This is a genomic window from Bacillus sp. ISL-46, from assembly GCF_018613205.1.
Map to the genome: position 1 here is coordinate 98,594 of NZ_JAGGQR010000055.1, position 18,025 is coordinate 116,618.

The window sequence follows — 18,025 nt, forward strand, 5'->3', positions numbered from 1 at the left end:
ATTGAGGGAGGATATGAAGATGAAGCCAGATTCCAAAGACGAACATTCAGGTATGGAAATAGGGATCTATACATTGGGGGATTTAGTTCCGGATGGGGGAACAGGGAAGACTATCAGCGCAAGACAGCGACTTGAAGAAATTATTGAAGCAGCGAAAATGGCTGATGAGGCAGGATTAGATGTAGTGGGCGTTGGTGAGCATCACCGCCTCGACTATGCCGTGTCCGCACCACCCGTCGTCTTGTCCGCCATTTCACAAGTTACAAAACGAATTAAACTGGCAAGTGCTACAACTGTCTTAAGCACCGTCGATCCTGTTCGGCTATTTGAGGATTTTGCGACACTTGATCTCCTGTCAAACGGACGGGCGGAAATTATTGCGGGGCGCGGGGCATTTATAGAATCTTTCCCGCTGTTCGGGTATGAGTTAGACGATTATGACCAGCTTTTTGAAGAGAACATCAAGCTCTTTCAGCAGCTGAATGCACAAGACCGAGTGACCTGGAATGGTCAATTTCGTTCTGCGTTGCAGGATGCAGAAATAGCACCACGGCCATTACAAGAAAATATTCCGTTGTGGGTAGGTGTTGGAGGAACTCCGTCAAGCGCAGCACGAGCAGGAAGATTAGGGACTAACTTAGCAATAGCGATACTTGGAGGCGAACACATTCGGTTTAAGCCGCTTGTAGATATTTACCGCCAGGCCGCCAGTCAAGCAGGGCATGATCCTGAATCGATGAAGGTTGCAGTGACTGGTCATGCATTTATTTCGGAAACAACCCAAAAGGCAAAGGATGAGTTCTATCCGTATCATTCCAATTATTGGGGATCCGTTAATCGCCAGCGTGGGATGAATACAAGAATGTCCAGGGCTGATTTTGAACAGATGGCCGGACCGGAAACGGCTTTATTTGTTGGCAGCTCCCAGCAGATCATTGAAAAAATCCTCCATCAATACGAACTATATGGACACCAGCGGTTTATCGCCCAAATGGACATCGGCGGAATGCCCTTTAAACAAGTCGCCGAAAGCATCGAGCGATTAGCAACAGAAGTAGCACCAGTCGTAAGGAGGGAAACCAGCAAATAAGAAGGAAATGAGGTGTAAAATTAGGTGTCAGGCACCACTCGTGGACATTTGTCCTCCTGTGATGGACTGGCGCTTTTTTTGAAAAGGTCGTTTGCTCGGGGGAAATAAAGACCCGGGGGATGGAGTCCCCTGAGTCTTTGATTTATTACTATTTTTCGGATGTGTCACCTTTATTATTGCTGGTGTTGTTTCCGTCATTTGCTCTTTTAACACCTTTGCTGACATATGGTTTGGCGCTTTTTGCTTTTTTGACACCTGCTTGCCAACGAGTCCAGCCCTTCTTGCCGGTTCCTCTGCCTGTTCCGCCTTTCCCTTTCGCACTACTCATTTAACCACTCCATTATTAATGTACGTTCTTCTAACGTCGTTGGTTAGTTTAACACAGTTCATGGTGATTTGCCCTGAAAATATAAGTTTGTTGTCAATGATTGAAAAACCCTAACGCATATTTAATCCCTTCCTCAATCTCATTTGTTTCATATCCTAATAAGTCCTCATTGGTGACTTCTAATTTTGTTCTTGCTAAGGAATAGCCGCTGTCTAATTCAATATCAAGCACTACTTCATACCCGTTGGTTGTTTGAGTAATTTCAATAATGTCGTATTCGCGGATAGCAGTGCCTGTTTCGTATTCTAAAGGCTCTAATTCTGACATGGAAACACACCTCCAAATTAAATTAGGTCGTAGCTATTATTATTTCCAACCTTGCGATTAAAATCAGGAATAGATTTATTTTCTTTTTAGCAATTTGAGCTTCATTAAAAGACTTAGAACGGAGGATTCCAACAGGTTAAAAGGATTTTCAAAAAATATGGCGAATAATGGTTTGTGTATGATTTTTCCATATGGAGGTAATGGAATGAATTTGGATACATTATACCTAATAGATCAAAAAGACGGTTTGGGCCTGGAGTTTAGTAATTTAGTTTCGATGATGAATTATTCGAGATATACGACATTTTTACATGGATCAATTAGCGGATGTTAGGAACATAACGATCGAAACATTAAAGCGCTCCCAGATGAATGGTTATTTGAACAAACACTGTTTTGGTGGGAACGCCCCGCAAATAACTACTTTAAATGGTTCCATGTGTTTGAAGATGACTGAGCCATCGCGGCCAAATTCGTCTTATCAAAAAAATGGTGCGTAAACTTAAAGAGTAAATTATTTTTAAGGCTGTGATTGTATATGTGTTTAATCGTTTTTGCCTATAGAGTCCATCCGGTCTACAAGCTCCTTGTAGCGGCAAACCGAGATGAATTTTACGGGCGACTTACTGCCCCTGCTCATTATTGGGAAGACAGACCTGACATCCTTGCCGGTAGAGATTTAGAAAAAATGGGCACTTGGATGGGAGTTACCACATCTGGACGTTTTGCGGCTTTGACCAATTATCGTGACCCAAAGGAAGAAACGAAAGGGAAGCGTTCACGTGGAGAATTAGTTTCCGATGCCCTGAAACACAAAGGTAGAGTAAAGGATTATATGCAAAGTCTTGTAGGGAGAAAAGAGCTCTATCCGGGCTTTAACTTACTTGCAGGGGATGGAACGGAACTATATTATTATTCAAATAAAGGGCAAGAGCTTCAGAAGGTGGAGCCTGGTATTTATGGTGTCAGCAATCATTTATTAAATACTCAGTGGCCAAAGGTGCAAAAAGGTAAGGAAGGCATGTCCCAAATCATAAAGAGCGAACGGGAAGATAGGGTAGAGGAGCTTTTGAACATGCTCCAAAATGCAGACCAAGCTCCAGACGAACTTCTTCCGCACACAGGCGTTTCTTTAGAATGGGAAAGAATGCTTTCGCCGTTGTTTATTAAAAGTGAGGACTATGGCACGAGGAGCTCGACCGTCATGTTGATGTCTGATAAAGAAATTCAATACGTCGAACGAGTCTTCTCTAAGAAGGGCACGAGTGATCAGCAATTTACGGTGGAATTATTGAGTTAAAACATGGTGTCAGGTACCACTCGTGGACATTTGTCCACGAGCGGTGCCTGACACTCTTTTTTATGAGGTAATATAGTCGCCGCCGTTGACGTGCAGGGTTTGCCCTGTTACATATTGGGAGTCAAGGCTTGCGAGGTAGACGTAGGTTGGTGCGAGCTCAAAGGGTTGGCCTGCTCGTTTCATTGGTGTGTCAGTTCCAAAGGGTTGGCCTGCTCGTTTCATTGGTGTGTCAGTTCCAAAGGTTGATACGCGCTCAGCTGAGAAGGATGAAGGGATAAGCGGGGTCCAGATTGGTCCGGGTGCTACAGCATTTACTCGAATACCCTGCTCAACGATATTTTGAGAGAATGAGCGTGTAAAAGAAACGATTGCACCCTTAGTGGATGAGTAATCAATTAGAGTTTTTTCACCACGATAAGCTGTTATTGAGGCTGTATTAATAATGGAACTCCCTGACTTTAAATGAGGCATTGCGGCTTGGGTCATAAAGAAATAGGAAAAGATGTTGGTTGCAAATGTATTGATGAGCTGCTCTTCAGATATATCTGTTAGCTTTTCTCGCGGAAATTGTACCGCTGCATTATTTACTAGTATATCTATTTTCCCGAATGTTTTTATCGTTTGTTCCACCACCTTGTTGCAATTCTCCTTATAGCGAATGTCAGTTGGGAGTGCTAAGCACTTCCTTCCAATCTGCTCGATTCTTGTCTTCGTTTCTTCGGCATCTTGGTGTTCGTAAAGGTATGCGATCACAACATCGGCGCCTTCTTTTGCAAACGCTACGGCAACTGCACGTCCTATGCCGCTATCTCCACCAGTAATGATAGCCACTTTATTTTGCAGCTTTTGGCTGCCCGCATAGGAGGGGTTTTCGTATATGGGTTTGGGATTCATTAAATACTCCAGCCCAGGCTGTTGCTCCTGATGCTGAGGGGGAAAAGCAATAGGTTTCTCTTCGCATTTTGTTTCTTTGCTGTAATAAGGATACATTGGATAGTTATTCATGAAATACCTCCATAACATGGGCGTAAAATTAGAACATTATATGCGGAGGTATCGTCTAAAGTTAATTTCCGGGCTGATGATTCCATGAGGGAAAAACTAATCAAACGTTTGATTGAAAGGGGCGGAGGCTTTGGTATTGAAGGATTTCAAGGCGGTTTGGTTCATTGGAAGAAAAACTAATCAAACGTTTGGTTAATTTGGGCTGATGCCTTGGTATAGAAGAATTCCAAAAGGGTGTAGGGGTCAAATGAAACAACTAATCAAACGTTTGATTAGTTGTTTAGTTTATGGCTGCATAAAAATGAGGCACCCTCTTAAAGGGTGCCTCTCTCATGAGAATTCCTTATCAACCAAGACTTCTGACCAGAGTTTTTTATCGAACTCTATTTCTTCTCCATAAGAGAGTGTAATCACGGCTGTCTTTGGATAATCCTTTAATAATTCCTTTAACTCGTTGTCTTTATCAATCATAAAATCAACAACAGGGAAAGCCTTTAATAATTGGGCTAATGATTCAGGAGAAGCAGCTGTTTCATGTGTCGGAAAGGTATGACTGGGAATCACATATTTAACTTTTAATAAGTTTTTTACAGCATAGGCTGCTTCTTTTGGTCCCATTGTAAAATGTCCGCTTGAAGAAAGGATCGCAATTTCCGGCTCATACACATCTTGAATCAGCTTTATATCTGACATTAATGCCGTATCACCAGAGTGGTATAGAGTATAATCGTCATTAAAGTCAAAAATATAACCTGCCGATTCACCGGCATATACTGGTGGACCTTGGGTTTCGCCATAGGAAGAAGTATGTTTTGCCTGGACCATGGTTACATTTACATCCTCAAAGGAAACAGAACCCCCTAAATTAATTGGAAGGACATTTTTAATTCCTTGCTGCAAAAGGATAAGTGCCAGCTCGTATTGTGCCACAATCATAATATCAGGTTTATGTTCAACCAACTTAGTAAGACCGCTTGTATGATCGAAATGGCCATGGGTTAAAAATACACAATCAATAGATTGGTAGAAGTCAGCAGTGTTTAATTGCGGAGGAAAGCCGGGATTCAAATCGAAGAACGGATCAATTAGATACTTTTTTCCAACCTTGCTTTTTAGGACATACATGGCATGGCCAAGCCGTAATATTTTCAAAGAGAACACCCCCATAACCTTAGAATGAGACTTCTTATAACATTTTATTTATTAGAAAGAATAATAAGAACTTATTATCAACTATTCATAATAAATGAGCGTTAACCGATTATTAGTATAATTTTTTGTAAAAAATTAAATATGGTTAGAATAACGTTATTAGGGGATTCTGAAAGAAAGCACTACCAAATAACTGTAAAACAAAAATGTCAGAAATATTTAAATAAATCAAATAATATACTAGACGAATCGAAAAAATTGTTTTAAAATAATATTTATCAATTAGTTAAGACAGTAAACAAAAGTATTTTGAATCATAAAAGGTTATCAATCTACGCTTTGTTATGTCAGAAAAATCAGAAAACAGAAAGAGGTCATTATAATGAAGAAAAAATGGGCAAAAATGTTTATGGCTTCCACTTTATTAGCTGGAATACTTGCAGGTTGTTCAGGAGCACCAAAAAGTTCAGACAGTGACAGTAAAACGATTAAAGTTGGAGTTAACTTAGAGTTATCCGGTGGGGTTGCTTCTTACGGGGAGTCACTTGAGAACGGTATCGATATTGCAGTTGATGAGATTAATAAAGCTGGTGGAGTAAAGGGTAAAAAGCTAGAAATCATTAAAGTAGATAACAAGTCCGAAGCAGCAGAGGCTACGAACGGCGCCATTAAGTTAACAAGTCAAGACAAAGTTACAGCCATTATTGGAGCGGCAACTAGTGGTGATACGGTGGCACAGGCTCAAATCGCAAATGATACAAAAACAATTCTTTTAACTCCATCGGGAACAAGTCCAAACGTAACCGTGGGCGATAATGGAAAATTGAACGAATTCGTCTTCCGTACTTCCTATATTGATCCATTCCAAGGGATCGTTGCTGGGAATTTTGCTGCGAAAGAATTAAATGTAAAAAATGCAGCTATTTTTGCAGACAGTGCTAGTGATTATGCCAAAGGGTTAGCGGCTGCATTTAAAGAGACATATGAAAAGGCTGGCGGTAAAGTGGTTGCCGAAGAGGCATATGTTGCGAAAGATACTGATTTCCGTGCAACCTTAACTCGAATTAAAGCCAAAAATCCAGAATTCATTTTTATTCCTGGATACTATGAAGAAGTTGGTTTAATTGTAAAACAGGCTCGTGAGTTAGGAATCACTGCTCCATTAATGGGTGCAGATGGTTGGGATTCACCGAAGTTAGTCCAATTAGCTGGAGCTGACGCTTTAAATAATACATTTATCACAAACCATTACACATCTGAAGATCCAGATAAAAATATTCAAAAATTCGTAACAACATACAAAGAAAAGTTCAATGGTGAATCACCTAATGCATTTAATGCACTTGGCTATGACACAGTTTATCTATTAGCTGATGCGATTGAGCGTGCTGGCGGTACAGATACGACAAAGATTAAAGAGGCATTAGAGAATACAAAAGATTTTTCTAGGATTACAGGTAAGATCACTATCGATAAAGACCACAATCCAATTAAATCAGCTACTGTTTTAGAATATAAAGACGGTAAGCAAGTGTTTAACACTAAAGTTAATCCATAAAAATTGCGAAAAGTGAAATGGAAGGACGGGCCTTCCATTTCACTTTTTTTATTTTTCTTAATCATGCATACTTTTGCCCGTTTTGTTCTTCGATTACATTCTTATAATGCCAAGTCAGATTTTCAAATATCCGATCCCATCTCTGTGTTAATGCGTAATCTCTTCCGGCGTTTCCCATCTGTTCTCGCATTCCATCATCCGTTAAAATCTGAATAATGGCATCTCTAAATTCCTGAATATTCCCTGGTTTACATAAATCACCTGTAATCCCTGCTTTAATTATATTCTTAACACCTCCAGACTTTGCTCCTATAACAGGTGTTCCACTCGCAAGGGACTCTAGAACAACATTTCCAAAGGTCTCAGTAGGTGAGGGAAAAACCAATAGATCAGATGCTGAATAGACTTCGGCTAAGCTTTTTCCATATAGGTATCCTGTAAAGGTCATATTAGCTACTGCTTGGGCTTGCAGTTCCTCGCGTAATGGGCCATCACCAACGATTAACCAATGTAATTTTTCATTTATTTCAGCCGGGATTGATTTTGCGACGGCAAATAGTGTTTTAATATCTTTCTCAGGTGCTAATTTGCCAACATAGGTAAGGAGGTATTTTCCTTGTGTACTGTAATGTCTTTGAACAGCGTTTTTATCATAATAGGGGTGATAAAGCTGGCAATCCACACCTCTAGGCCATAGTTCTAAGTTTGAAAATCCATGGTGCTTAAGCTGTAGGAATGTTTCAGTTGAGGGGACAAAGATTTTTCTGCATGTTCGATGGAACCAGAGCATGTATTTCCAGTGGATTTTTGAAAGAAAATGAAGGTCATAATAGTGTAAATAATGATCAAAATTGGTGTGATAGGAACCAACGAGGGGAATGTTTAATTTCTTAGAAAAATAAATACCACAAAGGCCGATATTAAAGGGGGTTGCAACATGAATTAAATCAGGAGAGAAATGTTGTAACTCTGACTTGATTTGAAGAAGGTTTGGAAAAGCTAAGCGGCATTCAGGGTATAAGAAAAAGGAACGGCTTTTAAAAAGATGAATATTCGTAGAACTATAATCGTTGGAATTTGAATCGGGTGCAAAAATTTTAAAATCAATATTCTGATCTTCAAAATAGGTAGTCAATCGTTTAAGCGTCCCAGCAACCCCGTTGATGTCTGGATGAAAGGTATCTGTGAAAATAGCAATTTTCATATAATCCCTCCTAATTGTATCTCTCATATCCACAATAAATAAAAGCATAGGCTCCCAGAGAGGGTCCCTAGAATTCCTCCAGCAATCACATCGGAAGGATAGTGAAGACCTAAGTAAATTCTAGAAATGCCTACACATAGTCCTAAAGGGATTAGGACATAAGAAAGTAGAGGTATGAATAAGACATATGGCGTCACAACAGAAAATATTGCCGTTGTATGCCCTGAAGGAAAAGAATGATCTTGTAATGGGTTAGCAGGAAACTTTGTTTTTTCAATCCTTAAATAGGGTCTTTTACGAGGAAATAGCAACTTTGCAAAATGTACTGGTATATGACTTGCTGATAATGCAAGTGCGCTAGCAATGGCAATCAATCTGATCTCCCTTGGCGAGAGGATTAAGAGAAAAAATGTGGCCGCGATAGTTATTCTAGCTCCACCAAGGTGTGTAACCGTGCGGAAAAAAAGATTTAATAGCTGTTTATCAAAATGGCTGTTTACCTTTTGCAGGACCCTGCATTCAAAACCATAAAATACATGTAGCATTTTTATCATTGTCTATTCCCCCTTTGCATTCGATGCGTTTTTCATTATTTCAGCACTTCGGATGTCCGTTATTATTAGCGGGATTTTCAAGGGTTGATAAATTTTTTCCATTATGATTGCTGCTTCAGGATAATTGGTTCCAATTACGATTAGGTCACCATGGAAAAAATCTCGGATGGCAGAACCTTCCCGAAGAAACCAGATAGTAGCGACCACGTTTGCTTGGAGGTTCGGGGGTTTGCTTCTATTAATAATTTCTTGGATCAGATTGTTTGTACCGACTGGAACCGTGCTTATTGTACATACAGTTACATCATTTTCGATATAGTGTGCAATCGTGTGTGAAACTACGTGGATGTATTTTAGATCCCGTGACCCATCAGGCTTTTTGGGTGCTCCGACCGCGATAAGAATAACTTCAGCCTCTGAATAGGCTTGATGATGGCTCACTGTAAAATTCAGTTGACCGTTATGGAGGTTTTTTTCTAAAAGAGACTCAAGACCAGGCTCGAAAATCGGAGAACGACCATTTTGGAGCATGTCAATTTTCTCTTTCTTAATGTCTATACATGTCACCATATGCCCTAATTCTGCTAAGCAAGCACTTGTGACTAGCCCTGCATATCCTGCTCCAGCAACGGTAATCTTCATCCAATCCCTCCAATTGATATTATTTACTTAATTGTATAAGGGAATAGAGAATTTTTTCTTAAGCTGGTGTTAAAAGAATGTAAAGAAATTGTAAGATTCAGCATCTTCATCATGAATAAAGTGCCTGACACCTGAGAATATTAAAAATCCCTTCATTAGGTAAATTCAGAATAGTGTGCTATAATTTTGTTGGTAGTAGGTACTAACATCAGATATTAAAATAACTATTTTTCCAGATTTTATAAGGGATTTATAAGTGGCCCTATTTTTCGAATTTGGAAATAGCGCTTGTCAGGAAACCTAAATAAATTTTTACAACAACGGGGGATTATGATGTTAACAAATGATTTGGACTTTAGGTTAGAGCCTAAACTTATTGATTTATATGAAGAACATAAAAAACGGTCTGAAAAAATAGATTGGGGTTACCATGATTTCTTACCATGGGATAAGGCAATGGATTTTCGACGTGTTCCCTGGGATGAAAGCCAGGTCACACTGCCGCCGTCCATTATTACTGCGGTTGAAACGGCTCTTTTAACCGAAGTAAACCTGCCATGGTTTACCTCGCATCTCGATCAAACGTTTAAAGGCTCTTTAACGGTTATTAAAGATTTTGTCCATACTTGGACTGCGGAAGAAGATCAGCATTCAAACCTGATTGAAACGTATTTATTAATAACACGCAATGTAGATCCCAAGCGACTCCACCAATTACACAAACAAACGGTTGAGAATGGCTGGAATCCTGATTACCATACGCCTTTTGAAACCATGGTTTATACCTCTTTACAAGAACTCGCAACCATGGTTTTTTATAATAATGTTGCCAAAGTAGCTGGTTCGCATGATAAGGATTTAGCTAGTCTGCTTCGCCGACTTGCAAAAGATGAAACGTTGCATTATGCCTTTTACAGGGACGTGATTAAATTCCATCTGCAACTAGAACCCAATTACTGTTATCATTTAGGACATGTTATTAAGAATTTTCAAATGCCTGGAACAGTAATGCCTGATTTTGAAGATCGCATGGCCATTATAGCAAAAGAAGCAAACTACGGCCCTTTGGAATATTTTGATCAAGTTTTAGATGTGATTGTTGATTATTGGGAGTTGGAAAAATTAAGACCGATTGCACCAGAAGCAGAAAAAGCTAGACTGGACATTCTAAATTATCACGCCCGGTTGAAAAGAGTAAGAGATCGTTTTTATAAAAATAAATAAGTTGCTTCCGAATAAAAAGGAAAATATTACCTATCCAATCGAAACTAAAACGCTTGACAATAAAAATAAGATTTATTATTCTTGAGCAATAGTAATTTAATAAAAATTTCGTATAACTCCAATGATATGGTTTGGAGGTCTCTACCAGGAACCTATAAATTCCTGATTACGAAGAAGGTACATGGATGTGTATTTTCTTCGTAATCAGGAATTTTTTTTTTTCACTTTTTAACCAAACAAAAATTAGGAGGGAAAGATCCAACATGAATTTCGCAACCTTACCCAAAATTGAACTTCACTGCCATTTAGATGGGAGTCTAAGACCTGAAACAATCATTGATATCGCAAAGAGAGAGAGTATCAGTTTACCCTCTATGAAAATAGACGAGATAAAAGGAGAGCTCATTGCTCCATTAGATTGCAAATCCCTGGATGAATATTTAGAGAAATTTTCTATTCCTAATTTAGTTATGCAGTCAGAGGAAAATCTTAGAAGGATTTCCTTTGAACTTTTTGAGGATGCGGCCCGGGAAAATGTGAAATACATGGAAGTAAGATTTGCACCACTACTTCATACAGCAGGGGGATTAGACGTTGAAGATATCATCCAAAGCGTCTTAACTGGAATGAAGGATGCTGAAAAGCAATTTGATATAAAGGGAAACTTGATTCTTTCCTGTATGAGAACGATGCCAGCGGACCGTGCTTTTGAGGTCATTGAGAAGGGGAAGAGATTCCTTGGAGAAGGTGTAGTGGCCATCGATTTATGCGCATCGGAAGAGGAAGGATTTTGTGGAAGATTCGTAGAACCGATCGCCTTAGCTAGAGAATATGGTTATAGAGTTACGATCCATGCGGGTGAAACAGGCATAGGGAAGAATGTATTAGAGGCGGTTGAACTTTTAGGTGCAGAGAGAATTGGACACGGCGTATTCATAAAGGATTGTGCTGAAGCATACAACATTGTGAAGGAAAAACATGTCGTCCTTGAAATGTGCCCAACCAGTAATGTGCAAACAAAAGCAGTGAACCAGTTTAGTGAACATCCAATCTATCAGTTCCATAAGGATGGGATCAAGGTAACAGTTAATACGGACAACCGGACCGTTTCAGATACTACAATGGCGAATGAATGTAACATCGTATTTAAAGAATTCAATATAAATGAAAATGACTATAAGCAAATTTACCTTAATAGTGTCGAAGCAAGCTTTGCCGATTCCGAAACAAAGGAAATGCTAAAAAAATTTATGCCCTGAGAAAAAAGTAGAATGAAAGGTGTCAGGCACCATGTGAATTTTTCACATGGTGCCTGACACCTTTTCTATTTTTTTGAGAAATTTTAAATAATGGGACAGGCTTTCACCAAGTTTTCACTATTCTTTATTAGACTTCAGGTATCAAGTAGAAAGGAGGAAAGAGAGATGAATACGAAAGTGAGAAAAGGTATTTTCTGGGGCGTGGGAATCGCCGCCATGATTTTGGTGGTCAATGTTCTCCACTATTTATTTGGAGGCCAAAGTCATAGTAGTTATGCGAATGGACCGCACGGACATGGCCCTGGACCTGGACCTGGAGGGGCCATGGGACAACAAGGTGGCTTTGGTTCTCACCAGGTTATGAACGGACCGCACCACGGCGGAGGATTTCCTTGGCTCGGCCTTCTAATTGGACTAGCTGTTGTGGTTCTCTTAGTGAGATGGTTTAGAAAGAAGGCAAAGGCCTCATCGATGAAACAATTTATTAACACACCAGTGGGTTCACATATACCGGTAATAAATCAAAATGCAAGTATTTTAGATACATGGGAAAAAAATTTAACCAATAAAAAGGAGAATGTGTAAAATGGGTATTTTTAAAAGAGTAAAGACGATAACGATGGCAGAAATCAATGGGTTACTAGATGGAATCGAGGATCCAATTGCGATGTTAAATGAATATTCACGAGAAATGGAGCAAGAAATTTTAAAAGTCCAGAAAGCCTTGTCTCGTCAAATTTTTGTGGAGAATAAACAAGCTGCTCTCATTTTGGAAACCGAAGGATTGGTAGCAAAGCGTACGCGTCAAGCGAAACTAGCGATTGAACAGGGTGAGGATGGAATCGCGAAGTTAGCGGTGCAAGAGAAACTAGTCCATGAAAAGCAGCTAGACCTTTACAAGCAACAATATGAAGCGGTTAAAGCCCAAACTCAAATTCTTATCGAAAAATTAAATGAGCTGAAAGAGACCTATAACCAAATGCAGCATAAGAAAATCCTTTTAGCATCCCGCGCGAATGTGGCGCAGTCGATGAAGCAGATTCAAAATGCAACAGTCTCCTTCCAAACTGACAACATTTCAAGAGGTGTGGCCCGTGCGGAAGAACGGATTTTAATGATGGAAGCAGAGGTACAAGCTGGTCAGCAGTTTTCAGCCCCGTTAGCCCAGTATGCAGCTTACAGCAACTTTGTAAACGAAGAAGAATTGAATAAGGAACTTGAAGAGCTAAAAAATGAAAAAGTACTGCAATTAGAAGAAAACGTAAAATAGGACGAGAAAGGAGCACCCATTATTTATGGTGCTTCTTTTTTATATCCTTATCTTTTCTTAAGCAAACTTTAAGATTGCGATGCTAGATTTGAGTTACTAGAGAGGATAGATTCAGCTAAAAATCAATTGCAAAGGGGTTCATACCATGAATATTTTATTAGCAGAAGATGATATACGTCTCGGAGAGCTGATCGTTTATATGCTAAAAAAGAAGGGCGGATACCTGGTTGAGTGGGTATTAGACGGAGAAGATGCCTACTATTACGCCACCTCTGCTCACTACGATGTAGTAATCATGGACTGGATGATGCCAAATGGGACAGGTGTAGAAATTTGCAGCCGATTGCGTAAACAGGGTTATTCGGGTGCGATTCTGATGTTAACCGCCAAAGATACCGTGGGGGACCGAATTGAGGGATTAGATTCTGGTGCGGATGATTACCTTGTCAAACCGTTTGAAATTGACGAACTTTTAGCTCGGCTGCGTGCACTTTCCCGCCGGAATTATGCGCCAATATTGGAGGATGAGATCCAATTTCATGGATTGGTTTTGAATCGGAAGAGCCATATTGTACGTTTGGATCGAGAGGAAATTCAACTAAGCCCTCGTGAATTTCAGTTATTAGATTTAATGGTGAAAAATAAGGGGCAGGTCCTGCCACGTGAAGTGATTCTTGAGCGAATCTGGGGCTTCGATTCAGAGGTAGCACCTAAAACCATTGATGCGACAGTCAAATTAATCCGAAAGAAACTCCAATCTTTCGGAAAACAAAATTTGCTTCAAAGCATCAGAGGGGTAGGGTATAAGTTTGGTAACTAAATTTAGCTCATTCATACAGACCTTCACGAACCTAGGTGAAAAAGATATTTTTAAGAGCACACAAGGCCGATTAACACGCATGTATAGTGGACTGCTCATGCTCTTTCTTGTCTTTTTTATTGCGATCGTTTATATCGTCCTACACGTTGTTATCCTAAACAACCAGGAACGAGAACTTCAATCATTAGTGAATCAGGAAGCAAACTTCATTGAGAGTTATTTATTAAAAGATGAACAGAATGATCTCCAAGGAATGGATGACCAAGAGTTGGTGTTTGCTGGAGTCAATCAGTTCTTTTATTATGTGGTTAATTCTAAGGGAGAAATCATCATGGGGAATGAATCGGATCCCCGCTTGCGCTCTGATCTACTGCAGCTAATAAATGGAAGATTTCAAAACGAAAGAGAAATTCGAAAGGAAACACTGCATGATGAAGGAAATTCAAACGGAAGGGGAATGAAGGGGGGCTTTCATCCGCGGGAGGCACCTAAAGATATTCGGCTAATAATTACAAGTCGAGCAATTTACGACAAAGGTCAATTCATTGGGCAGTTGTATGTGGGAAAAGACATTACATTTACGTATCAGCTATTCCGCTCTCTATTGCTGATTCTGATAGCAATAGGCATCTTGTTTTTGGGTATTGCCATCTATATGAGTGTGGTAATGTCAAAAAGAGCGATGATTCCGATTAGCGGCGCATTTACAAGGCAGCGTGAATTCGTGGCAGATGCCTCACATGAATTACGGACACCCTTAAGTGTCTTGCTCTCATCGATCGATGCGGTGGAAATGACGATCGAACCTCAAAAGAGAGACATGGTAGAGAAAATACTTACGAATATGAGGCAAGAGGTGAGGCGGATGACACATTTGGTGAGCGATCTATTAACCTTAGCCCGTTCCGACTCAAATACAATCCAACTTAATCTAGAGACCTTTGACTTCCGTTCCCAAGCAGAAACTGCAATTGAGTCCGTCCGTCCGCTGGCAGTTTCCAAGCAAATCACGCTCCACTTGAATACGCTTGGTTCGCTGATTACAGTCGGCGATCCGCAAAGACTATCACAGCTATTATATATACTTTTAGACAATGCGATAAAATACACCCCGCAGGGCGGTGAAGTTAAGCTCTCACTATCAATAGTAGGACAACAGCTTTGTATCTCTGTTCAGGACACCGGAATCGGAATTAGGCCAGAGGATTATCAGCGTATTTTCGAACGTTTTTACAGGTCCGATAAATCTCGTTCCCGGCAAATGGGAGGGCATGGTTTGGGACTTTCCATCGCCAAGTGGATCGTTGACACACATAAAGGGACCATTAAAGTTTCGAGTGAACTCGGCAAAGGGAGTACATTTATGATTCATATCCCACTTGTTTTTAATGCATAGATATATGGCGAACGGTGCCTGACACTGTCCGCCATAAGATATTTGAATGACTTCAAACTTTCTAAAAAACTACCAATTCGAACGGGTACTATCTTTTGTTTTCATACTCTACAGCTGCCTCTTTTTCTAAAAGACCCACCTGGATAAGACCATTGAGAATCCCGTGATTAGAAGATGAAGTTGTGATTAAATCGGCTGCAGCCTTTGCTTCAGGAACCCCATTACCCATAGCAATCCCCGTTCCAATCATTGTTAACATCTCCAAGTCATTCAAACCATCTCCAAACGCAAAACAGTTCTCATTATTGATATCTAAGTACTCTTGCAGTTTGCGAATACCGACCGCTTTTGAGGCGCCTTTTGGAAGGAAATCATAAGCGTAATCGTGCCATTTGACGAAGTGGAAATCAGGGAAACTGTTGATATATAGATCTTCGTCCCTGCTATTACAGTAGAGATGTCCTTGGTAAATGGCTCTATTTTTATAAAATCCTTCATCAACTTTAGGATAGGACATCATCAATGAATCAAAACAAGATTCAATAAGTGGATGGTTTCTTTCGCTGACCCTATAATCATCGTGGCTGCAGTAAGCAAGGGCATGCCCTTTACTTGCTGTCATAGTGGTGATGGAATGAAGCAGCTCATCATTGATTGGATTCGCGTATATTTCTTGCCCTTCAAACACGACATATTGTCCATTCATGGAAATAAAAGAGTCGATATTTAATTCTTTTTGAATCCAATAAAACATTTTCGGTACACGACCAGTGGCGATAACTGTGTGAACTCCTTTTTCCTGAAGTAAACGAACGGCCTTCTTTGTAGAATCCGGAATCACTTTATCCTCGTCAAGCAGCGTACCATCAATATCAAAAAAAACAATAGGCTTTGTCATTTTCTACCCCTCCGTTAAACACAACACGGTCGTTACGCTCAGAGGATTCCGATCACGCCGACATCGTGTTGTGAGTTCCTGCAAAAACAGAATATTTTATGAAACGCGTTTCAGGTCAAGTGGTTTGTAAAAAAATTCTGTTTTAGCAGTTCCTTTAATGTAAGAATTCGAAGGGAGAGGACAATTGATGCTTGAGATTACACCGTTTTTCGCTCAATTAATTTCACGGGGATTTCATTTTGTGCAATCTCTTCATTTTTGATGATTCCTTGTAAAAATAATTTCCTGCCGATATCCTCAAGGGGGATTTCAATTGTGGTGATATTCATCATTTTAGCAATGGGGATTATTGAAACCAATTAGTGCGAGGTCGTCTGGTATCCTAACATCTAAATTTTGCGCACAAGTTACAATCCCTGCCGCGACCTCATCGCTCGTCACAAGCAATGCTGTGGGAGGATTAGACATTTGTTTAATCCGATTTATTACCTTTTCTCCATCCTCAAAGTGAAGACAATCCTCATAAATATAGGCAGGGTCAAAAGGCAAATGATAGTTCTTGATAAAATGCATATACGCTAATTCCCTGTTTCTACTATTTGTTCCTGATTTCCGTCCGATGCAATAACCGATTTTATGATGACCTTTTTGATGCAAGTAATCTAAGGCGAAATGGAAACTTTTATAGTGATCCACAAATATGGAGGATACGTTTTTCCCTCTAGTATCTTCGCATAAAACAATGGGCCCAAAAGGCAAATACGCTTCGATTGTCGACCAAGTACATATTCTCGAACAAATAATTAACGCATCAATCTGCTTTTGTTTTAGCATTTGAAGGGCTTCTAATTCCCTGGTCTCCGCGTAATTGGTCTGAAATAAAACCAACTTGTAGTTGTTTTGTAACGCTTCATTCGCTATTCCTTTAATTAATAGTGCAAAGTAAGGGTGATCGATAAAAGGAACAACCACACCAACAAGAAAGGTTTTCCCCATACTTAAATGGACGGCATTAATATTTTGTTGGTAGTTACTCTGTTTAATCGCTTCTAAAACTGCACCCCTTTTTTCTTCACTTACATAAGGATGATTATTTAACACTCGAGAAACTGTTGTTACAGATACCCCTGCCATCTTCGCCACATCTTTAATGTTTGTCATACAAGTACCTTCCTTAGCGGTGCCTGACACCATTGCAACCCCGCGATTTTCAGTTAATGTTTGCATAATTGTTTTATTATAACTTTATCTTAAAAATAAAAATAATATATTTGTTTGTAGAATACTAGTTGACTTTATTAATATACAATAGTAATATAGTAAATCTGATGAGGGCATTGCGAAAGAAGATATGATCTTCCTAAAAAATAATCCTTCACCAGTTGACAAAAATGATATTGATTGATATGATAAAAACCTCGCTGATTCAAATGAAGTTATTTCAAAATAACACTTGACTTTATTGAAGTGAGATGATACAATGTTATTCTGTCACAAAATAGTTCTTTGAAAACTAAACAAAGCAGAAACGTCAACAAATTTTTTATTAGTGAATCTTTCGTCAGAAAGTGAAGCTAAGCCAACGTAACAAAATGAGCTAATCAACTTTCTTGGAGAGTTTGATCCTGGCTCAGGACGAACGCTGGCGGCGTGCCTAATACATGCAAGTCGAGCGAATCAATAGGAGCTTGCTCCTGTTGATTAGCGGCGGACGGGTGAGTAACACGTGGGCAACCTGCCTGTAAGACTGGGATAACACCGGGAAACCGGTGCTAATACCGGATAATCCTTTTCCTCTCATGAGGAAAAGCTGAAAGTCGGTTTCGGCTGACACTTACAGATGGGCCCGCGGCGCATTAGCTAGTTGGTGAGGTAACGGCTCACCAAGGCGACGATGCGTAGCCGACCTGAGAGGGTGATCGGCCACACTGGGACTGAGACACGGCCCAGACTCCTACGGGAGGCAGCAGTAGGGAATCTTCCACAATGGACGAAAGT

At 39.9% G+C, this 18,025-nt stretch carries 18 protein-coding genes, 1 rRNA gene, 2 pseudogenes and 1 riboswitch; of the genes and pseudogenes, 12 read left to right on the forward strand and 9 right to left on the reverse strand.

All coding sequences use genetic code 11. From position 1 onward, the window contains the following. The first annotated feature begins 19 nt into the window (after positions 1–19). Positions 20–1,090: an LLM class flavin-dependent oxidoreductase gene (locus J7E67_RS24645; RefSeq protein ID WP_214714136.1), complete on the forward strand. Its 1,071-nt coding sequence runs from the start codon at positions 20–22 to the stop codon at positions 1,088–1,090. 148 nt (positions 1,091–1,238) lie between these two features. Here J7E67_RS24645 and J7E67_RS24650 read toward each other — a convergent pair whose 3' ends face one another. Both J7E67_RS24650 and J7E67_RS24655 read right to left on the reverse strand, forming a co-directional pair. Continuing rightward, positions 1,239–1,418 (reverse strand): DUF3934 family protein, encoded by a 180-nt coding sequence (locus J7E67_RS24650; protein WP_168241740.1) that lies wholly within the window; start codon positions 1,416–1,418, stop codon positions 1,239–1,241. Positions 1,419–1,511: 93 nt separating this feature from the next. Next, a complete protein-coding gene (locus tag J7E67_RS24655; RefSeq protein WP_214714134.1) occupies positions 1,512–1,745 on the reverse strand; it encodes a hypothetical protein in 234 nt (77 codons plus the stop codon). 205 nt (positions 1,746–1,950) lie between these two features. Between J7E67_RS24655 and J7E67_RS32395 the strand changes: the two genes are divergently transcribed. The 3 genes and pseudogenes from J7E67_RS32395 (at position 1,951) to J7E67_RS24665 (ending at position 3,045) form a co-directional block, all read left to right on the forward strand. Next, complete coding sequence (locus J7E67_RS32395) at positions 1,951–2,079, forward strand: hypothetical protein (protein ID WP_374102965.1); 129 nt, start codon at positions 1,951–1,953, stop codon at positions 2,077–2,079. Further along, positions 2,051–2,258 (forward strand): annotated as a pseudogene (locus J7E67_RS24660) (hypothetical protein); the annotation flags it as partial. The gene J7E67_RS32395 and the pseudogene J7E67_RS24660, both read left to right, overlap by 29 nt. Positions 2,259–2,283: 25 nt before the next feature. Then, positions 2,284–3,045, forward strand: coding sequence for an NRDE family protein (locus J7E67_RS24665; RefSeq protein ID WP_214714133.1), 762 nt, complete (start codon positions 2,284–2,286; stop codon positions 3,043–3,045). 60 nt (positions 3,046–3,105) lie between these two features. Here J7E67_RS24665 and J7E67_RS24670 read toward each other — a convergent pair whose 3' ends face one another. Together J7E67_RS24670 and J7E67_RS24675 are read right to left on the reverse strand one after the other, a co-directional pair. Next, positions 3,106–4,050 carry an SDR family oxidoreductase gene (locus tag J7E67_RS24670; protein ID WP_214714131.1) on the reverse strand — a complete coding sequence of 315 codons (945 nt, stop codon included), beginning with the start codon at positions 4,048–4,050 and terminating at the stop codon, positions 3,106–3,108. A 330-nt stretch (positions 4,051–4,380) separates the two neighbouring features. After that, positions 4,381–5,202, reverse strand: coding sequence for a metal-dependent hydrolase (locus J7E67_RS24675; protein WP_214714129.1), 822 nt, complete (start codon positions 5,200–5,202; stop codon positions 4,381–4,383). Positions 5,203–5,584: 382 nt separating this feature from the next. On the opposite strand from J7E67_RS24675, the gene J7E67_RS24680 reads away from it, so the two are divergent. Beyond that, positions 5,585–6,760 carry an ABC transporter substrate-binding protein gene (locus tag J7E67_RS24680; protein ID WP_214733002.1) on the forward strand — a complete coding sequence of 392 codons (1,176 nt, stop codon included), beginning with the start codon at positions 5,585–5,587 and terminating at the stop codon, positions 6,758–6,760. Positions 6,761–6,821: 61 nt separating this feature from the next. Here J7E67_RS24680 and J7E67_RS24685 read toward each other — a convergent pair whose 3' ends face one another. The 3 genes from J7E67_RS24685 to J7E67_RS24695 are packed head-to-tail and all read right to left on the reverse strand — an operon-like array spanning position 6,822 to position 9,160. Then, positions 6,822–7,964: a glycosyltransferase family 4 protein gene (locus J7E67_RS24685; protein ID WP_214733003.1), complete on the reverse strand. Its 1,143-nt coding sequence runs from the start codon at positions 7,962–7,964 to the stop codon at positions 6,822–6,824. 23 nt (positions 7,965–7,987) lie between these two features. Continuing rightward, positions 7,988–8,509 (reverse strand): phosphatase PAP2 family protein, encoded by a 522-nt coding sequence (locus J7E67_RS24690; RefSeq protein WP_251026984.1) that lies wholly within the window; start codon positions 8,507–8,509, stop codon positions 7,988–7,990. Positions 8,510–8,521: 12 nt separating this feature from the next. Beyond that, positions 8,522–9,160, reverse strand: a complete 639-nt coding sequence (locus J7E67_RS24695; protein WP_214714121.1) for a nucleotide sugar dehydrogenase — start codon at positions 9,158–9,160, stop codon at positions 8,522–8,524. Positions 9,161–9,493: 333 nt separating this feature from the next. On the opposite strand from J7E67_RS24695, the gene J7E67_RS24700 reads away from it, so the two are divergent. The 6 genes from J7E67_RS24700 to J7E67_RS24725 all read left to right on the forward strand — a co-directional run bounded on the left by J7E67_RS24700 (position 9,494) and on the right by J7E67_RS24725 (position 15,129). Beyond that, entirely contained in the window at positions 9,494–10,384 is an 891-nt protein-coding gene (locus J7E67_RS24700) for an acyl-ACP desaturase (protein WP_168245907.1), read from the forward strand. 88 nt (positions 10,385–10,472) lie between these two features. Beyond that, positions 10,473–10,573, forward strand: a riboswitch (purine riboswitch). Positions 10,574–10,647: 74 nt separating this feature from the next. Next, positions 10,648–11,643, forward strand: a complete 996-nt coding sequence (gene add / locus J7E67_RS24705) for an adenosine deaminase (RefSeq protein WP_214714119.1) — start codon at positions 10,648–10,650, stop codon at positions 11,641–11,643. Positions 11,644–11,808: 165 nt separating this feature from the next. Further along, positions 11,809–12,228, forward strand: coding sequence for a hypothetical protein (locus J7E67_RS24710; protein WP_214714117.1), 420 nt, complete (start codon positions 11,809–11,811; stop codon positions 12,226–12,228). Position 12,229: 1 nt separating this feature from the next. Beyond that, positions 12,230–12,913, forward strand: a complete 684-nt coding sequence (locus J7E67_RS24715) for a PspA/IM30 family protein (protein ID WP_214733005.1) — start codon at positions 12,230–12,232, stop codon at positions 12,911–12,913. Between the two features lie 145 nt (positions 12,914–13,058). Next, complete coding sequence (locus J7E67_RS24720) at positions 13,059–13,733, forward strand: response regulator transcription factor (RefSeq protein WP_214733006.1); 675 nt, start codon at positions 13,059–13,061, stop codon at positions 13,731–13,733. Next, positions 13,723–15,129 carry a sensor histidine kinase gene (locus J7E67_RS24725; RefSeq protein WP_251026975.1) on the forward strand — a complete coding sequence of 469 codons (1,407 nt, stop codon included), beginning with the start codon at positions 13,723–13,725 and terminating at the stop codon, positions 15,127–15,129. Before J7E67_RS24720 ends, J7E67_RS24725 begins: the two co-directional genes overlap by 11 nt. Positions 15,130–15,217: 88 nt before the next feature. Here J7E67_RS24725 and J7E67_RS24730 read toward each other — a convergent pair whose 3' ends face one another. Continuing rightward, positions 15,218–16,027, reverse strand: coding sequence for a Cof-type HAD-IIB family hydrolase (locus J7E67_RS24730; protein ID WP_214733007.1), 810 nt, complete (start codon positions 16,025–16,027; stop codon positions 15,218–15,220). A 197-nt stretch (positions 16,028–16,224) separates the two neighbouring features. After that, positions 16,225–17,188, reverse strand: a pseudogene (locus J7E67_RS24735) (LacI family DNA-binding transcriptional regulator). Positions 17,189–17,634: 446 nt separating this feature from the next. Between J7E67_RS24735 and J7E67_RS24740 the strand changes: the two are divergent. Beyond that, positions 17,635–18,025: ribosomal RNA gene (locus J7E67_RS24740) — 16S ribosomal RNA — on the forward strand; the annotation flags it as partial.